This window comes from Synechococcus sp. BO 8801 (assembly GCF_002252675.1).
GTDB lineage: Bacteria > Cyanobacteriota > Cyanobacteriia > PCC-6307 > Cyanobiaceae > Cyanobium.
Window position 1 is genome coordinate 47,484 of record NZ_NQKY01000014.1, and the last position, 19,357, is coordinate 66,840.

At 70.0% G+C, this 19,357-nt stretch carries 17 protein-coding genes and 1 tRNA gene; 5 read left to right on the plus strand and 13 right to left on the minus strand.

What is annotated here, in order from left to right:
- Nucleotides 1–33: 33 nt before the first annotated feature.
- Together CJZ86_RS11020 and CJZ86_RS11025 are read left to right on the plus strand one after the other, a co-directional pair.
- Complete coding sequence (locus CJZ86_RS11020; protein ID WP_094585997.1) at nt 34–6,960, plus strand: ExeM/NucH family extracellular endonuclease; 6,927 nt, start codon at nt 34–36, stop codon at nt 6,958–6,960.
- A gap of 97 nt (nt 6,961–7,057) precedes the next feature.
- Nucleotides 7,058–8,281: a hypothetical protein gene (locus CJZ86_RS11025; protein ID WP_143594138.1), complete on the plus strand. Its 1,224-nt coding sequence runs from the start codon at nt 7,058–7,060 to the stop codon at nt 8,279–8,281.
- 158 nt (nt 8,282–8,439) lie between these two features.
- Here CJZ86_RS11025 and CJZ86_RS11030 read toward each other — a convergent pair whose 3' ends face one another.
- From CJZ86_RS11030 to CJZ86_RS11045, 4 genes are all read right to left on the minus strand, one after another.
- Nucleotides 8,440–8,931, minus strand: a complete 492-nt coding sequence (locus CJZ86_RS11030) for a photosystem I reaction center subunit XI (protein ID WP_094585999.1) — start codon at nt 8,929–8,931, stop codon at nt 8,440–8,442.
- 76 nt (nt 8,932–9,007) lie between these two features.
- Entirely contained in the window at nt 9,008–9,124 is a 117-nt protein-coding gene (locus CJZ86_RS11035) for a photosystem I reaction center subunit VIII (protein WP_015109434.1), read from the minus strand.
- A gap of 108 nt (nt 9,125–9,232) precedes the next feature.
- Nucleotides 9,233–10,237, minus strand: a complete 1,005-nt coding sequence (locus CJZ86_RS11040; RefSeq protein WP_094586000.1) for a glycosyltransferase family 2 protein — start codon at nt 10,235–10,237, stop codon at nt 9,233–9,235.
- 34 nt (nt 10,238–10,271) lie between these two features.
- Nucleotides 10,272–11,006: a C40 family peptidase gene (locus tag CJZ86_RS11045; protein ID WP_094586001.1), complete on the minus strand. Its 735-nt coding sequence runs from the start codon at nt 11,004–11,006 to the stop codon at nt 10,272–10,274.
- 18 nt (nt 11,007–11,024) lie between these two features.
- Between CJZ86_RS11045 and CJZ86_RS11050 the strand changes: the two genes are divergently transcribed.
- Together CJZ86_RS11050 and CJZ86_RS11055 are read left to right on the plus strand one after the other, a co-directional pair.
- On the plus strand, nt 11,025–11,945 hold the full coding sequence (locus CJZ86_RS11050; RefSeq protein ID WP_094586002.1) for a serine hydrolase: 921 nt from the start codon (nt 11,025–11,027) through the stop codon (nt 11,943–11,945).
- 27 nt (nt 11,946–11,972) lie between these two features.
- The gene (locus CJZ86_RS11055) at nt 11,973–12,623 is read left to right on the plus strand and encodes a GAP family protein (RefSeq protein ID WP_094586003.1); all 651 of its coding nucleotides are present in this window, start codon (nt 11,973–11,975) and stop codon (nt 12,621–12,623) included.
- Between the two features lie 61 nt (nt 12,624–12,684).
- Here CJZ86_RS11055 and CJZ86_RS11060 read toward each other — a convergent pair.
- Nucleotides 12,685–12,773: transfer RNA gene (locus CJZ86_RS11060), tRNA-Ser, on the minus strand.
- 18 nt (nt 12,774–12,791) lie between these two features.
- Nucleotides 12,792–14,015 carry an alanine racemase gene (alr, locus tag CJZ86_RS11065; protein WP_094586004.1) on the minus strand — a complete coding sequence of 408 codons (1,224 nt, stop codon included), beginning with the start codon at nt 14,013–14,015 and terminating at the stop codon, nt 12,792–12,794.
- 74 nt (nt 14,016–14,089) lie between these two features.
- Between alr and CJZ86_RS11070 the strand changes: the two genes are divergently transcribed.
- Complete coding sequence (locus CJZ86_RS11070) at nt 14,090–14,590, plus strand: HNH endonuclease (RefSeq protein WP_015109429.1); 501 nt, start codon at nt 14,090–14,092, stop codon at nt 14,588–14,590.
- A 26-nt stretch (nt 14,591–14,616) separates the two neighbouring features.
- On the opposite strand, the gene prfA is transcribed toward CJZ86_RS11070, so the two are convergent.
- The 7 genes from prfA to CJZ86_RS11105 form a co-directional block, all read right to left on the minus strand.
- Complete coding sequence (gene prfA / locus CJZ86_RS11075) at nt 14,617–15,732, minus strand: peptide chain release factor 1 (protein ID WP_094586005.1); 1,116 nt, start codon at nt 15,730–15,732, stop codon at nt 14,617–14,619.
- A 111-nt stretch (nt 15,733–15,843) separates the two neighbouring features.
- A complete protein-coding gene (gene rpmE / locus CJZ86_RS11080; protein WP_094586006.1) occupies nt 15,844–16,140 on the minus strand; it encodes a 50S ribosomal protein L31 in 297 nt (98 codons plus the stop codon).
- Nucleotides 16,141–16,148: 8 nt separating this feature from the next.
- Nucleotides 16,149–16,556, minus strand: a complete 408-nt coding sequence (gene rpsI, locus CJZ86_RS11085; RefSeq protein WP_015109426.1) for a 30S ribosomal protein S9 — start codon at nt 16,554–16,556, stop codon at nt 16,149–16,151.
- On the minus strand, nt 16,553–17,005 hold the full coding sequence (rplM, locus tag CJZ86_RS11090) for a 50S ribosomal protein L13 (RefSeq protein ID WP_015109425.1): 453 nt from the start codon (nt 17,003–17,005) through the stop codon (nt 16,553–16,555). The genes rpsI and rplM overlap by 4 nt, the downstream gene beginning before the upstream one ends.
- Nucleotides 17,006–17,151: 146 nt before the next feature.
- Nucleotides 17,152–17,997 (minus strand): tRNA pseudouridine(38-40) synthase TruA, encoded by an 846-nt coding sequence (truA, locus tag CJZ86_RS11095; RefSeq protein ID WP_094586007.1) that lies wholly within the window; start codon nt 17,995–17,997, stop codon nt 17,152–17,154.
- The gene (rplQ, locus tag CJZ86_RS11100) at nt 17,994–18,344 is read right to left on the minus strand and encodes a 50S ribosomal protein L17 (RefSeq protein WP_015109423.1); all 351 of its coding nucleotides are present in this window, start codon (nt 18,342–18,344) and stop codon (nt 17,994–17,996) included. The genes truA and rplQ overlap by 4 nt, the downstream gene beginning before the upstream one ends.
- Before the next feature lie 46 nt (nt 18,345–18,390).
- Complete coding sequence (locus CJZ86_RS11105; protein ID WP_094586008.1) at nt 18,391–19,329, minus strand: DNA-directed RNA polymerase subunit alpha; 939 nt, start codon at nt 19,327–19,329, stop codon at nt 18,391–18,393.
- Nucleotides 19,330–19,357: the final 28 nt, after the last annotated feature.

The window sequence follows — 19,357 nt, forward strand, 5'->3', positions numbered from 1 at the left end:
CGTCTTCCTCCCTCGCCCTCCCCCCCCCGGACCATGCCAGCCCTCTTCACAGGCCTGTACAGCCAGAGCTTCGATGCCCTGGCCGCCTCCGGATCCGGGAACGCCTGGGCGAACGACGTGACGCTGCCGGGGTGGCACCTGTTCCGGCAGCCGGTGGCCGCCCCCGTCGCCCTGGCCACCTACAACGCCGACAGCGGCACCGGCAATGCCGGCGCCGTCCTGAGCTACGGGGCGACGGGCAGCGGCGACCGCGCCCTGGGGGGCCTCGGTTCGGGCGGTGCCTTCTTCGGCTCGCCCGCCAGCGGGTCGGTGGCCGGCTGGTTCGCCCTGGCCCTCAGCAACACCACCGGGGCGGCGATCGCCAGCCTCGATCTCTCCTTCAGCGGCGAGCAGTGGCGCAACGGCGGCAACACCGCGGCCCACACGATGGAGCTGCAGTGGGGCTTCGGTGCCGGCTTCGAGCAGGTGAGCCTCTGGTCCACGCCGGGGGGCAGTTTCAACTGGACCTCGCCGGTGACCGGCAGCACGGCCGGTGCCGTCGATGGCAACGTCGCCGGCCGGGTGGCTGGCGTGGGCGGCAGCCTCGACCTTTCGGCCACTCCCTGGGCGGCCAACGCCACCCTCTGGCTGCGCTGGGCGGAGATCAATGATCCCGGCAACGACCACGGCCTGGCCATCGACGATCTGCGTCTGTCGGCGGCGACGCCGCCGGCGCTGCCCGAGGTCTCGATCGCTGCCATCGACGCGGTGGCGAGCGAATCCGGCGATGGGGCCAGCCTGCGCATCAGCCGCAGCGGCTCCACCCTGGCGGCCCTGACGGTGCCGATCAGCCTGGCTGCGGGCGCCGGGCTGGCCGAGGCCAGCGACCTCACCAGCCCCCTGCCGGCTTCGGTGCTGATCCCGGCGGGGGCGGCCAGCGTTGATCTGGCGATCGCGGTGCTCGATGACGCCCTCGATGAAGGCCCCGAGACCCTGCGCATCGAGCTGGCCGCACCGGCCGGCCACACGGTTGCCGCCGGGGCGGGCAGCGCCACCGTCACCATCGCCGACAACGACCGCATCAGCCGGATCTCGGCGGTGCAGGGCGACGGCAGCAGCAGCCCCCTCCTGGCCCAGAGCGTCACCCTCAGCGCCGTGGTGGTGGGCGATTTCCAGGCCACCGGCGAGCTCAGTGGCTTCTTCCTGCAGGAGGAGACCGCCGACTGGGACACCAGCGCCCTGACCTCCGAGGGGCTCTACGTGGCCTACCCCCTGACGGGCACCAACGTGGATGTGGTGATCGGTGACCGGGTGCGACTCACCGGCACGGTGGCCGAGCGCTTCGGCCAGACGGCGATCACCGCCGTCAGCGCCCTGACGGTGGAAGGGCAGGGCCGCCTGGGCGACACCCGCAGGGTCGACATTCCCGATCTGCTGGCCCAGCGCAGCAGCGCTCTGGATCTGGAGCCCTACGAGGGCATGTGGGTGCGCTTCCCGGAAACCCTCAGCGTCAACGGTCTGTTCGGCCAGTTCCGCTTCGGCGAGGTGGAGCTGAGCGCCGGAGGACTGCCGCTCCAGCCCACCAACGTGATGGAGCCGGGGCCGGCGGCCTTCGCCGCCGAGCAGGCCACGGCCCGCCGCGAGCTGGTGCTCGACGACGGCAGCAACAGCGCCTACCGGCCCGCGGCGGCGGCCACCCCGGCGGCGCCCGTGCGCGACCAGCTGCTGCGCCGCGGCGACACCATCACCGACGTGGAGGGGGTGCTCGGATTCGACTTCGGCAAGTACCGGCTGCAGCCCACGGCGCCCCTCAGCTTCGAGGCCGGCAACCCCCGTCCGCCGGCACCGGCGCCGGCCGGGGCGGGGCAGCTGCGCCTGGCCAGCTTCAACGTGCTCAACACCTTCACCACCCTCAACGCCGGCGGCGCCCTCACGGACACCGGTCTGGCCCCCCGCGGGGCCAACACGGCCGAGGAGCTGGAGCGCCAGCTCAGCAAGCTCACCGCCGCCCTCGTCGGCCTTCGGGCCGATGTGATCGGCCTGATGGAGCTGGAGAACGACGCCGACGACGCCACCCTGGCCGTGATCGTGGCACGTCTGAACGCCGCCCAGCCCGGTGGCTCGGGGCGCCTGTACAGCTTCGTGCCCACCGGCCTGATCGGCAGCGACGCCATCAAGGTGGGCCTGATCTACGACAGCCGGGCGGTGGAGCCCACCGGTCTGGCCCGGGTGCTGGACAGCGCCGGCTTCACCGATCCCCTCGCCACCGGCAGCCCGCTCAACCGGCCGGCCCTGGCCCAGGGCTTCCGGGAACTGGCCAGCGGCGAGGTGCTGAATGTGGCCGTCAACCACCTCAAGTCGAAGGGCAGCGGCGGTGCCACCGGCCCTGATCTGGACCAGCGGGATGGCCAGTCGGCCTTCAATGCCACCCGCACCGCCGCCGCCAGCGAACTGGTGCGCTGGATCGGCACCGACCCCACTGGCACCGGTGACAGCGACTGGGTGGTGCTGGGTGACATCAATGCCTACGCCAAGGAGGACCCGATCCGGGTGCTGGAAGCGGCGGGCTTCCGCAACGCCCTGCCCACCTTCACCGCCGAGCCCCCCTCCAGCTACGCCTTCTTCAACCCGGTCGACATGAGCGGGGCCCTCGATCACATGCTGATCTCCCCTTCGCTGGTGAGCCAGGCGGTGGCCGCGACTGACTGGAGCATCAACGCCGCCGAGGGTGCCTTCCGCGATTACAACCTCGACACCAACAGCAACGGCAATGCGGCCTCCCGCGATTTCTTCGCGCCTGATCCGTACCGCACCTCCGACCACGACCCCCTGCTGCTGGACCTGGATCTGGGCCGGGCGCTGCCGGCCGGACTCGCCTTCTCCCACGGCGTCGCCTCCGGCGATCCCTATGCCGATTCGGTGATCCTCTGGACCCGGATCACGCCGCCCGCCGGTTTCGCCGGACTGCTGGACGTGCAGTGGGAGGTGTCCCGCAGCGCCGGTTTCGAGGCCGGCTCGATCGTTGACAGCGGTGTGTTCACCACCAGCGTCGCCCGCGACTGGACCGTGAAGGTGGAGGCCGACGGCCTCAGTGCCGACACCGTGTACCACTACCGCTTCCGCGCCGGTGCGGCGCAGTCGATGGTGGGGCAGACCAAGACCCTGCCGGTGGGCAGCGGCCCGGTGCGGCTGGCCGTGTTCTCCTGCGCCAACTTCACCGCCGCCGAGGAATTCCTCGCCTATGGCCGGGCCGCCGCCGTCCACGCGGTGAACCCCTACGACGCCCTGGTGCATGTGGGCGATTACATCTACGAGTACGGCCCCGGGGGCTTCGGTGAGGCGGAAGATGCCGCCGGCGACCGTGGCTTCCTGCCCAACCGCGAGATCGTCAGCCTCGACGACTACCGGCTCCGCTATGCCCACTACCACACCGATGTCAATCTTCAGGCGCTGCGGGCCGCGGCGCCGCTGATCGCCATCTGGGACGACCACGAGACCGCCAACGACAGCTGGGCCGGTGGCGCCCAGAACCACCAGAGCGCCACCGAGGGCGACTGGATCGCCCGGCGGGATGCCGCCCTGAAGGCCTACCACGAGTGGCTGCCGATCCGGGAACCCGGCCTGCGCCAGAGCGAGGACGGCGCCACCGCCCTCACGCCGCTCACCCAGGGCTACCGCTCCTTCGATTTTGGCGACGTGCTGGCGCTGCACATCCTCGAAACCCGTCTCACCGCCCGCGATGAGCAGCTGGAGTACCCCGATGCCGCCGCCGTGCAGGCCCGCATCGGCGCGATCCTCGCCGACCCGGCCCTGGTGGCGGCCTATGCAAGCCAGCTGGGGCTCACCCCGCCGGCCTCCCCCGCGGCGGTGCCGGCCTTTGCCGCCGCCCTGGTTCCCCGGGTCACCCAAGAATTGGTGCTGGCCACCGTGCAGCAGGCCTGGGGTGATCCGGGCCGTGATCTGCTCGGCGACGGCCAGATGGCCTGGCTGCAGCAACGGATGGCCGGCTCTTCCGCCGCCTGGCAGGTGCTGGGCCAGCAGGTGCTGATGCAGTCGATGGCCGTGCCGGCGGAGCTGCTGCTGGATGCCGGCAACCCCGCCCTGCTCGACAAGTACGCCGCCCCGCTGCAGAAACTCGCCACCGGGACCCCCTTCAACCAGCTGAGCCCGGCGGAGCAAGCCCTGTTCGCCGAGGCCGGCAAGATCCCCTACAACCTCGACGCCTGGGATGGCTACGGGGTGGAGCGGGAAACGATCCTGCAGAGCGCCCTGGCCCTGGGCAAGCGGCTGATCAGCCTGGCCGGCGACACCCACAACGCCTGGGCCGGCGTGCTCGACACGATGACGGCGGGCACCCGCCCCGCCGGCAGCCTGGCCGGCCTGGAGTTCGCCACCCCCGGGGTCACCTCGCCGGGGCTGGAGAAGTATCTCCCCGGCGCCGATGCCTACATCCGGGCGAACTACCCCGCCGTCGATGGTCTCGATGGTCTGTTCATGGGTTACATCAACGGGCTGGCCTACGCCGACGTGAACCGGCGCGGCTTCCTCGATCTCACCATCACCACTGACAAGGTCGACGGTGCCTTCCACCTGCTCTCCGGCACCGACCCGATCACCAACCAGCCGGCCTGGGCCATCGAGACGGTGACCGGTGCGGCCGACCTCAGCCTGACGCTGGCGCCCGAGCGGGGCGGCCCGATCCTCTGGCAGACCGGCTGGAAGGAACTCGATCTGGTCTTCGGCGCCGCGGTGGACAGCAGCGGCAACGTCCTGCTGCTGGACCCGGCCGCCTACGGGGCCGTGCCCGAGCAGGGCATCCAGCTCGCCAACGTGACGGTGATCGGCTCAGAGGCGCCGGACAGCGTCTATGTGGGTGTGGGCTCCCGCATCGAGGGCCGGGGCGGCAGCGACCAGTTCTTCAACACTGAAAGCCTGGGCGGCAACGTCCTGGTGGGCGGCGGCGGCGGTGATCAGTTCTTCCTGGGCCAGGCCAGGGATGTGGCCATCGGCGGCCGCCTGATCGATCCTGCCGCCACCCCTGGGCTGGCGCCCGCCACGGCCCTGGCGGACCGCGAGGCGGATCAGTTCCTGATCGACAGCTCCGCCGCCGTGGCGATGGCCGCGCCCCTGCGGATCAACGACTTCGAAGTGGGCCGGGACACGGCCTTCATCGATGGCCAGCAGCTCCAGGGCAGCTGGGGCCAGATCAGGCAGGCCCTGGCTGCGGCCGGCATCCAGGCCAATGCGGCGCCGGACCTGGCCACGCCATCGACCCCTCCGGGCCTCACCGTGATTCCCGGTGTCCAGGTGCTTCAGAACCTGGGCCCCCTCGGCATCGATGCCGATGGCGACAGCCTGCAGCTGGTGGTCCTCGAGGGCCCCGACTGGATCCGTGCCGACCGCACGACCCTCAGCCTCACGGCCCCCGCCGGCTTCGGCCCCGCCGACCTGGCCAGCCTCAACCTGCGTCTGGGCTTCTTCGATGGAACGGCGATCACGGCCTTCACGCCGGCGCTGACGATCGCTGCCGTCCCCCCTTCCGATCCCGGCAACCCGGTTGTGGTGGTCATCACGCCCGGAGGCGATGCCGAAGCGATTGCCGTCAACATCACCGGCGGGAACTTCCAGGCCGACCGCCCCTTCCAGGTGGTTCCGACGCCGGCCCCTGCCGTTGGCCTCGGCGACAGTGCCGTTGATTTCGGCATCGATCTGGACCCGGGGCTGGAGCGGGCGACGGTCAGCTTCGAGCTCGCTGCCCTGACCGTCGGGGCCCCGTTCGCCGACACCCCGTCCAGCCGCTGGGTTGCCGTCTCCAGCGACGCGGATTCCGGCGTGACCACACCGCTGACCTACAACCCACGCCAGGGCGGCGGTGCCCGTTTCTATGACCTCGACGCCGATGGCGCCGCGGAGTTCCTGCACCTCTCCCTGGCCGATGGCGGCCCCGGTGATCAGGGGCCGGCGGCCGATGGCGAGATCCTGCAGTCGGTGACGGCCGGGACGGTGGATCTGGCGCCCGTCTTCCGGCGCGTCGATCCACTCACCCTCACGGTGGCGGACCCGTCCAAAGGCAACGCGGCGGCCAGTCTCGTGCTGCGGGCCACCCTGTCCGGCCGGCCGGCCAGCTCCAACCAGATCGGCTACGTGGTGCTCGAGGCCAGCGAGCTGGCCAGCGCCGACACCCTTCTGGCGGATCTGGCCGCCATCCGCTCCCGCGCCCAGACCCTGTTCTCCACCCTGGAGAGCAGCGACGTCACCCTGGCGGCGGGCACCAGCTTCGATCGCGAGATCCTGCTGGTCAACGGCCAGTCGGTGCGCTTCTTCGAGGTGGTCGATGCCAGTCTCGCGGACCTCACGAGTGCCGCCGACACGCGTCTGCGTTTCTTCAGCCCCGCCGCCCCGGCCAGTTCGAACCGTTCGGTGGGTTTCGCCTCCCCCAGCGGCGTGACCATGGCCCTCGATCTGCTCGACACCGACCAGGGGCTCGATGCGCTGATCGGTCAGGAGCAGGGCCTGGCCCCGGTCCTGGATTTCACCGCCTTCTCCGCCGCCCAGGCGGTCGAGGGCACCGTGGTGCTCAGCCGGGAAGCCGACTTCGATGCCATCACCGGCTTCTACCGCGCCCTCGATGCCCAGGGCACCGTGCGCGATGCCGCCGGCAACCTGGTGCGTCCCGGAGAGGCGAACTACCGCCAAGCCGCCCTGCGCGCCGACAACCTCGTCACCGAACTCCAGGGGCTGCGGGTGGGCGATAACCAGTCCAGCGCCGCGTCGGTCACCATCTCGGAATCCACCTTCCTGGCACCCTTTGCCCAGGTGAGGGGCCGCACCTTCTTTGCCTATGCCGGAGCCAATGCCGACGGCATCAGCCACTTCCGGACATTGGGAACCAACCTGTTCGGCCTGGAGGACACATTCGGTGGTGGTGACCGCGATTTCGACGACCACGTGATTGGCTTCAACTTCAACCAGCTGGTCTGAGTCCGTCGCTGCAGGGTGTGGATGGCCGCATTTTTGCCTGCTACGCTCTTGCGGTTGCCGGCTGGAAATGCAAATAAAGTCCCAGGATCTTCCGGGCTTGTTCAAAAAGAGTTGCCTGCCATTACTGCTTGTCATTGCCATCGTCGTCTCGTTTGCCGGGATCCTGAGTCAGAGCGGCCAGGTGTCCGAATGGCCCATGGACCAGTCCTTTGTGACGAGGGCAGATCTGCGCCTTGAGCGACTGCCGACGGGCTGGGTCTTTCAATATCCCCGCTTCAAGTGGTCCGGCGGGGTGTCCGCCAGCCTGCTGATCGGCCTCTACAAGTTGGTTGTCTCTCCAGCTCCGGAGACACTCAACTGGCACGCCAAGTGCATCACCACTCTGTTGTTTCTGGGATCATCATTTTCCCTTTGTCGGCTGTTCATTCGTCACTGGATCTTCCAGGCTCTGGCCTTCTCCGTCATCGCCAGTTCCGGCCTTCAGTTCGCTGAGCCTTCCAGTGACATCATCGCGGCGGCATTCTTCGCCTTTTTCATGCTGTCCGTGCGGTTGGGGTGGCCACGGCTGATTTCCTCTGGCCTACTGGTCCTGTTTGGGCTCTCCAAGATCCAGTTGCTCCTCTGCTCCCTGGGGGTGGGTGCTGTCTGGTATTGGTGGGATTTCCGTGAGAACCGGATGCGATGGCAGGTCCCGCTGGGGATGGCCTTCTGGCTGGTGTTGCTGATGGCTCCCGGTTTCAGGCTCTATGGGATGGACATGGTCAGGACGGTCAAGGGACTGCGAACCTTTGCCTCATCCTATGTGTTCATGTTCAGTCCCCATCAGTTTTCTTCTGGCTCCGAATCGCTGGCTGCCAACTCCGCGAATTGGCAGGATGTGATGCGTACGGTGTTCCCGGGGGCTCGCACCGTGAGCGAGGTGATGCTTCGCTATCCCAAGAAGTATCTTGATTTTGTATTGGTGGCTGGCGGCTTCGGCGTGGTTTCCGTGTTGCAGACGATGGGATTGATGCTGATCCCCTTTTTCCGGGCGTTGCGCCTTGGGGTCTTCCCTGCAGCCACCCGGCTGAGCCTGAGGTTTCTCGGTGCGGCGGCTTTCCTTGCCCTGACGCCGCCGCTGCTGTTGCGATTCATCAGTCCTCGCTATCTCGCCGTGGTCTTCATTCCGCTGGTGGTACTGTCCGCCGCGGCTGCCGGAGCCCCCCAGGCGCCACGGTCCCTGAAGATCACGTTTCTGATCTGTTCGTTGCTGACCCTTGTGCTGAACCTGGCCGTGTTCAGCGAGCGCCTCATCGAGTCACCACTGATGCCCTTTGGTTGAGGGCACGGCACCGGGCGGCAGCCGGATCGATCGGGGGCAGCCACGGCGATCGCTGTCAGGCGCTGAACCATGAAAAAGCCCTGCCGAGGCAGGGCTTGAAGGAAAGGATTGGAGGACCATCCCAGGGTTGACCCGGGGATGGCTGACCATCGCGGAACTCAGCCGACGCTCCAGACGCCACCGGCGATGTTGGCCAGGGGCGATTGGATGGCGGTGCTGCAGAGGAACCAGGCGAAGGCGGCGCCACCGCAGCCACCCAGCCAGAAACCGCTGGCGAATTCCGCCCAGCCGGCTTTGGTGAACAGGTCGGCCGGGGGGTTGTCGATGGTGGCGTCGGGGGGCTGGACGTTGGGACCGCTGCCGGCGGTGCCGTAGATCGACAGGCAGATGGTGAGGATCGACACCAGGCCGATGGCGGCGAGCAGGCCGGCGGTGCTGGCGAACTCAGTGGCGCGCAGGGGGCCGGTGTAGGCGAAGGGGCCGTAGAGCAGGTAGCCGTGGGCCATGCCCACCTCGAGACCGCGACGGTTGGGCGAGAGGGACGGGCGGTAGGCCGGCAGGGCGTTCAGGAAGGCCTTGGTGAAGTAGCTGCTGTTGACGGGGGTGGCCAGATTGCCGACGGTCGGGTCGGCCACGGGGGTCACGGTCATGGGAAGCGGATCGGGGGGTCGGCGGATCGGGGGTCGTCGGATCAGGAGGCGAATGACGCTGGGGCCGGAGCCGGCGTCAGTCGGTCGCCTCGATCACGTTGAACAGCAGGGCCATGGCCACCGCCGCGCCGAGGATTCCCACCAGGGGAACCATCACGGACGGCATCCAGGCAACGGCAAATTCACCAGTCATGGCTTGGGCCAATAGGAACCGCCGGTACTGTAAGGACCCCTTCCTGCCTGGCTTCTCAGGCGAGCGGGGGTGACATAAAAGTTCAGCCGCCGCCCCCAGCCGCCCTGCTCACCCGCCCCCGCGCAGGGTCGCCCGCACCCGGTAGATCGGCCGGCCCTGGCTTTCGTGATAGGTGCGCATCTGCAGTTCCGCCAGCAGCCCGAAGCTGAACAGCTGCACGCCGCTGAGGATCGCGAACACCGCCATCAGCAGCAGAGGTCGGTTGCCGATGTCGGCCCCCAGCAGCAGCTTTTCTCCCACCAGCCAGGCGGCGATGGCCAGCCCCGACAGCAGGGCCAGGAGGCCGGCGAAGCCGAACACGTGCATCGGCCGGGTCAGGAACCGCTTCATGAACCAGACCGTCAGCAGGTCCATCAGCACCCGGAAGGTGCGGTCGATGCCGTATTTGCTGCGGCCATAGCGGCGGGCCTGGTGGGACACCCTCACCTCACCGATCCGAGCCCCTTCGATGAAGGCCAGGGCCGGCAGAAAGCGGTGCAGTTCCCCGTAGAGGTTCATGTCGCTGACCACCTCGCGCCGGTAGGCCTTCAGGGAGCAGCCGTAGTCGTGCAGGCGCACCCCGGTGACCCTGGCGATCAGGCGGTTGGCCAGCAGGGAGGGCAGCAGCCGGTCCAGGGCCCCATCCTGGCGCTGGTGCCGCCAGCCGCTCACCAGGTCCAGCTCGTCCTGCTCCAGCCGGGCCAGGAGCATCGGGATGTCGGCGGGATCGTTCTGGAGGTCGCCGTCGAGGGTGACGATCACCCCGCCGCCGCTGGCATCGAAGCCGGCGGCCATGGCGGCCGTCTGTCCGTAGTTGCGCCGCAGCAGCACCGCCACCAGCTCGGGCACCCGGCCGGCCAGATCCCGCAGGACCACGGGGGTGCCGTCCTTCGAGCCGTCATCCACCAGGACCAGCTCGAAGGTGCGCCCCAGCGGCCGCAGGGCCGCCAGCAGTTTCTCCACCAGGTGGGGAAGGCTCTCCTCCTCGTTGTAGAGGGGGACGACAACGGAAAGTTCGGGGGAAAGCTCGGGAACGGAGAGTTCCGGACTGTGGGCCAGGGCTGCCCCCGCCATGACCGTTCCCCAGGACTCGTGGCCTGAACTTACCTCAGGGCGGCAGGGGGCTGCCGTCGTGGCTGTGCATCACCCGCCCCGCGCCCCGCAGTTCGGCCCGGTAGTGGCACGCCACCGGATCCCGGTTGCGGGGGTTCAGGTCGTCGATGCCGATGCCGTCGCGTCCGTGCTGGCGCCCGGAGCTGTGCAGATAGCGGCCCCCGCCCAGGTGCAGGGCCACGTGGGTGCAGCGCCGCGGGGTGCCGAAGAAGATCAGGTCGCCCGGCCGCAACAGGCTGGTGACACCGCTGGCCACGGCCACCGGGCGGCAGAAACGCTCCTGCAGGTAGGCATCGCGGGGCAGCCAGATGCCGGCCTGGGCGAAGGCGGTCTGCACCAGCCCCGAGCAGTCGAAATCGGGCCCCAGGGTGCCCCCCCAGAGGTAGCGGTTGGGGCGGTGGCGGGCGGCCTCGGCGAAGGCGAGCACCGCCTCCAGGCGGGCGGCGATCCGGGCGCGATCGAGGCGGGGCAGCGGCGGCGGCGCCGCCGCCTGGTGCCCGTGGCTCGCCAGGGCCACCGCCTCCACCCAGCAGGGGTAGCCGTCCTCGTGCAGGCGGACCCGCAGGCGGGTCTCGGCGCCGCCGCCCCCTGCGGCCCCCAGCACCCTCAGGCTCCGGCCGGCGTGGATCTCGGTGGCCAGCCCCGGGCCCTGGGGCCGGCTGTAGGCCGGCAGCGGCCGGGTCAGGGTCCAGACACGGCCCGGCGCCGGCAGGGTGCCTAAGGTCGCCATCGCAAGGTGCCGCCGCTGATGGCGTTCTACAGCCCGGATCCGGCCATGGGCGAGGCCCTCCGCCAGCTGATCGGCCGACTGGAGGAGGAGGGGCGCCCGGGGCTGGGGGAGCAGATCTCCGTCACCTGGCTCCGCTACGGCGATTCCCTGGTGGGCGCGGCCGAGGGTCTGGGCCAGGAGGAGTTCTGGGGCCGGGCAGTCACCGGCGCCTCCTGGGCGGGTCCGACGCCCCGCTATCCCGCCAGCGTCGTGAAGCTGGTCTATCTGGTGGCGGCCGAAGCCTGGCTGCAGCGCCAGCTGATCGAGGACGGACCGGAGCTGCGCCGGGCCCTGGCCGACATGGTGCGCGATTCGGGCAACGATGCCACCAGCCTGGTGGTTGATCTGCTCAGCGGCACCACCAGCGGTCCGTCCCTGCCGCCGGAGCGCCATGCCGCCTGGTGCCGCCAGCGTCAGGTGGTCAACGACTGGCTGGCCCGCCTCGGCTGGAGCGAGGTGGCGGGGGTGAACGCCTGCCAGAAGACCTGGGCGGAGGGCCCCTACGGGCGCGAACAGGACTTCTACGGCGCCGAGCTGGAGAACCGCAACCGCCTCAGCACCGATGTCACGGCCCGCCTGCTGCACGCCGTGATGGCCGGCGCGGCGGTCTCCCCCCCGGCCTGTCGCCGCATGACGGCGCTGCTGCACCGCTCCCTCGATCTCCAGGCCCGGGCCGCCGATCCCGAGAACCAGGTGGATGGCTTCCTCGGGGCCGGCCTGCCCGAGGGGGCCCGGCTGTGGAGCAAGGCCGGCTGGATGAGCCAGGCGCGCCATGACGCCGCCTACGTGGAGGTGGACGGGAGGGCGCCGATGCTGCTGGTGGTCTTCAGCGAGGGTCGGGTCCGGGCCGCCGACGAGACCCTGCTGCCGGCCATCGCCGCCGCCCTGCTGGCCGCCTGACCCTGCCCCGCTGACTGCCCCGCCCCAGTGACGTCCCCGCCCCTCGATGTGGTTCCCCTCGCCCTGGGGGCGGCGGTGAGCCCGATGCTGCTGGTGGGACAGATGCGCACCCTCACCGCGCCGGGGTCCGGCGTGCGTCAGAGCTGGGCCTACGTCGCCGGCAACGCCGTCGTGGTGGCGGGCTGGGCTCTGGTGGGGCTGGGCTCGGGGGGCTCCCTGCCGACCCGCGCCGCCGCCGGCGCCGATCCGGTGTCCGCCGGCCTGCGGCTGGTTCTGGCCGCCGTGCTGCTCGCCATCGGCGCCCGGGCCCTGCAAAGTGAGGGGCCATCGGCCTCCACCGCCCCGGGGGGGCAGTCCCTGGGCCGATCCTTCGGGCTGGGGATCGCCCTGATGGCCGGCAACCTCACCTCCCTGGTGCTCTACCTGCCGGCACTGCAGGACCTGGCCCGTTCCGGCCTGGCGGCGGCCCCCCTGGCCGCCCTGGTGCTGCTGGTGAGCCTGGTCACCCTGGCGCCTTCGCTGCTGCCGCCGCTGGTCCTGGTGCTCACGGGGGCCTGGGGTCGGGCCCGCCTTGAGCAGCTCTGCCACTGGACCGTGGCCCACCAGGGCCGGATCAATGGCGGTCTGTGCTTTGTGTTCGCGGCCTATCTGGGCTGGAGCGGTGTCGCCAGGCTCTGAGCGGACCTGGCGACGGGGGCCCGGGAAGGGCCCTGGGGTCGGCCCACCGAAGGGCCTGGAACGGAGAGGGAGGGATTCGAACCCTCGACAGAAGTTGCCTCCTGTAACTCCTTAGCAGGGAGCCGCTTTCAACCACTCAGCCACCTCTCCAGTGGCACAGCGAGCTTATCAGGGCTCGGACTCGGACCCCGGCGGCAGGGGCGCCCCCGGGTCCGGGGGCACGGCCAGACGCGGCAGGCGGTGCTTGAAGCCGCAGAGGATCTCCCAGGGGATGGTGCCGCAGCGCTCGCTCCAGTCGAGGGGGCTGATCGTCTCCCCCTCCTGCTCGCCCAGCAGGGTGACCATGCTGCCCACCTCGATGCCGGGGGCCTCGGTGGCGTCGATCACCAGCTGGTCCATGGTGATGGCGCCCACCTGGGGCAGGCGCCGGCCCTCGAAGAGGACGTCCATGCGGTTGGAGAGCTGGCGGGGCACCCCGTCGGCGTAGCCGATCGACACCACCGCCAGCCGGCTGGGCCGGCTGGTGCGGTAGCGGTGGCCGTAGCTGACGCCGACCCCCGCCCCCACCTGGCGCAGCAGGGTGACGCGGGCGTGGATCTGCAGGGCCGGCCGCAGGGGCACCACGCCGGCCAGGTGGGCCGCCGGAGGCTGGCCGTAGAGGGCCAGCCCCACCCGGACCAGGTCGTAGTGCTGAGCGTGCCCCCGCAGGGTGGCCGCCGAATTGGCAAGGTGACGGCAACCGGCCTCCAGGCCCTGTTCGGCCAGGCTGGTGAGGACCGTCTCGAAGCGCTGCTGCTGCAGCGCGTTGAGGCCGTCGTCCTCCCCGGGGGCGGCATCGGCGCAGGCCAGATGGGAGTAGAGGCCCGCCAGCTCGAGGGCCTCCATGCCCTGCAGGGCCGCCACCAGCCTGGGTCCCTCCTGCCAGTCGGCGCCGAGGCGGGCCATGCCGGTGTCCAGCTTCAGCTGCACGGTCATGGGGCGGCCGCTGCCGCTGGCCAGGTTCTGGCAGAGCAGGGCTTCCCGCATGCTGCTGAGGGTCGGCATCAGCTGCCAGCGCAGGCAGCTGCGCAGCTCCTCGGGCTGGGTGAGGTTGCCGAGCACCAGCACCGGAGCGGAGATGCCGGCGCGGCGCAGCTGCAGCCCCTCACCCAGGGTGGCGACCCCGAAACAGGACGCCCCCGCCTCCAGGGAGGCGCGGGCCACCGTCAGGGCGCCGTGGCCGTAGGCGTCGGCCTTGACCACCGCCATCAGCTGGGTGGCCGGGCCGATGTGGCGCCGCAGGGCCCGCACGTTGGCCTGGATGGCCGCGGTGTTCACCTCCACCCAGGCCCGCTGCCGCGACTGGCGGGTCTCCTCCGTCGCACTGGCGCTGGCGAGCGAAGCGGTGGTCATGGGCGACGCCTGAGGGGGTGGACCATGGAAATCATGGGAATCCCGTTAGCATGCCGCGTATCCAGCGGACGGGAATGGGCCACGTACTCGTTCTGAATGCGTCCTACGAACCGCTGAACATCACCACGTGGCGGCGCGCCATGGTGATGCTGCTCAAGGGGAAGGCCGAGGGGCTCGAGCACGACCCCGAGCGGACGATCCGTCCGGACCATTTCCTGCCCACGGTGATCCGGCTGCGCCAGTTCGTGCGGGTGCCCTACAAGCCGCTCCCCCTCACCCGCCGCAACGTCTTCCATCGTGACGGCCACGCCTGCCAGTACTGCGGCTACAGCGGCGAGCAGCTCTCCATCGACCATGTGGTGCCCCGCAGCCGGGGCGGCACCGACGTCTGGGAGAACGTCACCACCGCCTGCCTGCCCTGCAACGTGCGCAAGGGCAACCGCACCCCGCGGGAGGCGGGGATGCCCCTGGCCCGGGAGCCCCGCCGCCCCCTGGGCAGCCTGAGCTTCGAGGCCAACCGCCGCATCCGCTCCGGTCAGCACCAGGAGTGGGCCAAGTACGTCATCGGCGCCTGACCCGACTCGCGTCGTCACCGGGCCCCTCAGCCGCCGGTCCCGGTGGCTTCGAGGGCGAGGGCCTCCAGACCCTGGCGCTGCTCCTCGGCGATGCAGGCGCCGATCAGGTCCTCGATCTGGCCGGCCAGCACGGGCTCGAGGGAGAAGTTCCGCCCCAGACGGTGGTCGGTCACCCGGTTGTCCTTGGCGTTGTAGGTGCGGATCTTCTCGCTGCGGTCGCCGCTGCCCACCTGGGCGCGGCGCACGGAACGCTCGGCGGCGTTGGCTTCCGCCAGCTGGCGCTCGTAGAGCTTGGCCCGCAGGATCTCCATGGCCCGCTCCCGGTTCTGCAGCTGGGAGCGCTCCTGGGTGCAGAACACCCGGATGCCGGTGGGCTTGTGCAGCAGGTCGACCGCCGTCTCCACCTTGTTGACGTTCTGGCCGCCGGCGCCGCCGGAGCGGGCCGTGCTGATCTCCAGATCCCCAGGGTCGATCTGCACCTCCACCGGGTCGGCTTCGGGCATCACCGCCACGGTGGCGGTGGAGGTGTGCACCCGCCCCTGGGATTCGGTGGCCGGGACCCGCTGGACACGATGCACGCCCGCCTCGAACTTGAGCCGGCTGTAGACCGCTTCACCGCGGATGGCGAGGATCAGCTCCTTGTAGCCCCCCAGATCGGCCTCCGAGGCGCTCACCGGCTGCACCTGCCAGCCCTGGCCCTGGGCGTAGCGCTCGTACATGCGGGCCAGATCCCCCGCCCAGAGGCTGGCCTCATCACCGCCGGCACCGGCGCGGATCTCCAGCATCACGCTGCGCTCGTCACGGGGATCCGAGGGCAGCAGGCTCAGGGTGAGGCGGTCGTTGAGGGCGTTGATCAGGCCCTCGAGGCTGACCAGCTCCTCCGTGGCCAGGGCCGCCAGTTCCTCGCCGGCGGGGTCGTCGCGGTGGGCCCGCAGCAGGGCGCGGGCCTCCTCCCGTTCCTGCTCCAGCTTGCGCAGCCGCTGGTAGTCGTTGACCAGGGGCTCCAGCCGCGCCCGTTCCCGGGCGATCGCCTGCAGCCGGGCCGGATCGGAGGCCACCGCCGGATCCGCCAGCTGGCGCTCCAGTGTCTGGAAGGTGCGGCAGGCGGTGTCCAGCCGGGATTGCAGCAGCTCGGAATCCATGGGGCGGCACCGGCAATAAAAAGGGCCGGGTGCGTCAGGCACCCGGCCAAAGCAGAACCGGACCGTCGCGTGGTCCGGGGGGCCGAGGGATCGCTCAGGCCTAGAGACGCGTCAGGCTTCGGAGGCGGCCGGCTCTTCGGCCGGGGTGGCGGCGGCTTCGGTGGCCTTGGCGGCCTTCTTGGCACCCGAGGCGGAATCGGTGCTGCCCATGCCGTACTTGCGCATGAAGCGGTCGACCCGGCCCTCGGTGTCGAGGATCTTCTGGGTGCCCGTGTAGAAGGGGTGGTTGCCGCTCCACACGTCGACCGTGAGCTCGGGCTGGGTGGAGCCGGTGGTCATCACCACCTCTCCGTTGCAGATCACCTTGGCGTCCGGATACCAGGTGGGATGGATGTCGGCTTTCGGCATGACGGAAATCAGCGCTTGGAGAACTGGGGAGCCTTGCGGGCTTTCTTGAGGCCGTACTTGCGACGCTCCTTGGCCCGGGGATCGCGGCTCAGGTGGCCTTCGATCTTGAGGGGTTTGCGGTTGTCGGGGGAGAGATCGCAGAGGGCACGGGCCGCACCCTGCTTGATGGCATCGGCCTGGCCGGTGAGGCCGCCGCCGCGCACGTTGACCAGGAGGTCGTACTGGGCTTCCAGACCCAGGGTCTGCAGGGGAGCCTTGACCGCCGCCAGGTAGACGGGGTTGTAGTTGAGGTAGTTGTCGCCGGGGCGGCCGTTGATGGTGACGCTGCCGCTGCCGGGCACCACCCGCACACGGGCGACGGCGGTCTTGCGACGGCCGGTGCCCCAGTAGACGACGCGGTTGGAGGTGCTGGTCATTGGGCGGCGGCGGCGGGATCGAGGGCGAGGGGCTGGGGCTGCTGGGCGGCGTGGGGATGCTCGGCACCCTTGTAGACCTTCAGCTTGCGGAACAGCTGGCGGCCCAGGGCGTTGTGGGGAAGCATGCCCTTGATCGCCTTCTCGATGATCCGCTCCGGCAGGCGGGCCTGCAGGTGCTCGAAGGTTTCGGTCTTCATGCCGCCGGGACGGCCGGAGTGGCGCCGGTAGATCTTCTGGGTGGCCTTGTTGCCGCTGACGCGCACCTTGTCGGCGTTGATCACCACCACGAAGTCACCCGTGTCGAGGTGGGGCGTGAAGGTGGGCTTGTTCTTGCCGCGCAGCACCTGCGCCACTTCACTGGCGAGACGGCCGAGGGTCTGGTCCGCTGCGTCGACCAGATACCACTGGCGCTCGAGCGAATCGATGGAGGGTGGGGTTGTCTTGTTCATCGCGCCGGCGGGCCGGTTTGGGGTGAGCCCATCGCAGCCGGATGGGTCGGGACAGGAAGATTCGACCCTACCGTGTCGCCGGATCCGGCGAATTCGGAGAGGCACCGGCTGCCTGGGGCCACCGGACGGGGCTCCCTGCAGGGCACTCAACCGATCGGATCGTCGCCGAAGGGATCGGCGGGAGGATCGCGCGATTCCAACAGAAATCGCGGTTGACAATCATACCAGGCGGCCTCAGGGAACACCGGCTCCGGGTAGCCCACCCGCAGCAGGCAGAGACCCTGGGGCGGTGCGGCCTCCTTCACGGCGTGGCGGGCGCCGCTGCGCCAGCGGTGCAGAAACTCCGAAGCCGCCAGGCGACCCTCGCCCACGGCCACCAGCTGGCCCATCAGCAGGCGCACCATGCCGTAGAGGAAGCCGCTGGCCTGCACCTCGGTGACCAGGAGATCACCGCGGCGCTCCACGTGCACCTCCTGGAGGGTGGTGCGGGCATGGGCGCGGCGGCTGCCCGCGCGCTGGAAGGCGGAGAAATCGTGCTCGCCGAGGAGGGCCTCGAGGCACCGGGCCATCAGGGCCTCATCCAGACGCCACTGGTAGCGGTGCCAGCTCCAGGGGGCCAGGAAGAGGTTGGGGGTGCGGCCGTTGTGGATCGTGTAGCGGTAGCGCCGGTAGGTGGCGCTGAAGCAGGCGTGCCAGTCGCCGGTCACCTCGGCGGCGGCCCGCACCCGGACCGTGGGCGGCAGGCGGCCGTTGAGGGCCTTGGCCCAGCGGGTCACGGGGATGGGGCCAACGGCATCGAAGTGCACCACCTGGGCGGCGGCATGCACCCCGGTATCCGTCCGGCCCGCCGCCACCGCCCGGACGGGCCGGTGCGGGTCGAGGGCCTCGATGGCGGCCTCCAGGGTTTCCTGGACGCTGATGTGATGGGCCTGCCGCTGCCAGCCGTGGAAGGCGGCTCCGTCGTACTGCAGCGAGAGGGCGATCCGTTTCAGACCAGCTCGATGATGGCCATCTCGGCGTTGTCGCCACGGCGGCGCACCGTGCGGATGATGCGGGTGTAGCCACCCTGGCGATCGCCATAGCGGTCCTGGGCCTTGTCGAACAGGGCGTGCACCAGCTGCTTGTCGTAGATGTAGCCGATGGCGCGGCGGCGGGCGGCGAGGGTGCCGTCCTTGGCCAGGGTGATCATGCGCTCGGCTTCGTCACGCAGGGCCTTGGCACGGGCCTTGGTGGTGGTGACGCGGCCTTCACGGATGAGCTGGGTGGTGAGACCACGCAGCATGGCCTTGCGTTGGTCGGCGGGGCGTCCCAGCAGGGGGACTCGGCACTGGTGTCGCATGGTGGGGACGGGGCGGGTGGCGAAACGGGGAAGGGGAAACCGCCTTTCAGCCGCTGGTGCGGCTCTGGGGCAGGGAGATGCCGATCCTCTCGAGAGCCTCGATCACCTCGTCGGCGGACTTGGAACCGAAGTTCTTGATCTCCAGCAGGTCTTCGTAGCTGAAGCCCATCAGGTCGGAGACGGAGTTGACCTGGGCGCGCTTGAGGCAGTTGTAGGCGCGCACGGAGAGGTTCAGCTCCTCCAGGGGGATCTGGGCCTCGGCCGACGGCTCGGGTTCCAGGCCGGGCTCCTCGGTCATGGTGAGGGTGGCCAGGGGCTGGAACAGGCTGATCAGCTGGTTGGCGGCCTGGGCCATGGCGTCGTCGGGGGTGACGCTGCCGTTGGTCTCGATCTCGATGCGCAGGCGCTCGTGGGCCGAACCGCCCTCGCCGACCGCCGTCTCATCGACGGTGTAGTTGACCCGGCGGACGGGCATGAACACCGCATCGATCTGCAGGAGATCGATGGCGGAGGTGTCCTCGTTGTGGCGATCCACCGGCCGGTAGCCGACGCCGCGCTCGACGTGAACCTCCATCTCCAGGCTGTGGCCCTCGGCCACGGTGGCGATCTCCCGGTCGCCGTCGATCACCTGAACCTGGGGAGAGAACTGCAGATCCGAGGCGGTGACCCTGGCCGGGCCGTTCACCATCAGGCGGCCGATCTCCAGGTCGCGGCTGCGGCTGTTGACCGGCACCGACTTGCAGTTCAGCAGGATGTCGAGCACGTCCTCGCGCACACCGGGAACCGTGGCGTACTCGTGGTTGACCCCGGAGAGACGCACCGCCGTGATGGCGCTTCCCTCGAGACCACCGATCAGCACGCGCCGCAGGGCGTTGCCGAGGGTGGTCGCCTGACCCCGGTCCAGGGGGCCGATCAGGAAGACGCCCGTCTGGGAACGGTCGTCGGCGACCTGGTGCTCGACCCGATCGATCTGGTAGTGCAACACGGTCTGAGGAGGTGAAAAGGGAACGGTG

Coding starts and splice junctions, on each gene's coding strand:
- CJZ86_RS11020 (WP_094585997.1), top strand. CDS start 34: ATGCCAGCCCTCTTCACAGGCCTGTACAGCCAGAGCTTCGATGCCCTG.
- prfA (WP_094586005.1), bottom strand. CDS start 15,732: ATGGATTCCGAGCTGCTGCAATCCCGGCTGGACACCGCCTGCCGCACC.
- CJZ86_RS11035 (WP_015109434.1), bottom strand. CDS start 9,124: ATGACTGGTGAATTTGCCGTTGCCTGGATGCCGTCCGTGATGGTTCCC.
- rpmE (WP_094586006.1), bottom strand. CDS start 16,140: ATGCCGAAAGCCGACATCCATCCCACCTGGTATCCGGACGCCAAGGTG.
- CJZ86_RS11050 (WP_094586002.1), top strand. CDS start 11,025: ATGGCGTTCTACAGCCCGGATCCGGCCATGGGCGAGGCCCTCCGCCAG.
- CJZ86_RS11045 (WP_094586001.1), bottom strand. CDS start 11,006: ATGGCGACCTTAGGCACCCTGCCGGCGCCGGGCCGTGTCTGGACCCTG.
- alr (WP_094586004.1), bottom strand. CDS start 14,015: ATGACCACCGCTTCGCTCGCCAGCGCCAGTGCGACGGAGGAGACCCGC.
- CJZ86_RS11040 (WP_094586000.1), bottom strand. CDS start 10,237: ATGGCGGGGGCAGCCCTGGCCCACAGTCCGGAACTCTCCGTTCCCGAG.
- CJZ86_RS11070 (WP_015109429.1), top strand. CDS start 14,090: ATGGGCCACGTACTCGTTCTGAATGCGTCCTACGAACCGCTGAACATC.
- CJZ86_RS11030 (WP_094585999.1), bottom strand. CDS start 8,931: ATGACCGTGACCCCCGTGGCCGACCCGACCGTCGGCAATCTGGCCACC.
- rplQ (WP_015109423.1), bottom strand. CDS start 18,344: ATGCGACACCAGTGCCGAGTCCCCCTGCTGGGACGCCCCGCCGACCAA.
- rplM (WP_015109425.1), bottom strand. CDS start 17,005: ATGAACAAGACAACCCCACCCTCCATCGATTCGCTCGAGCGCCAGTGG.
- rpsI (WP_015109426.1), bottom strand. CDS start 16,556: ATGACCAGCACCTCCAACCGCGTCGTCTACTGGGGCACCGGCCGTCGC.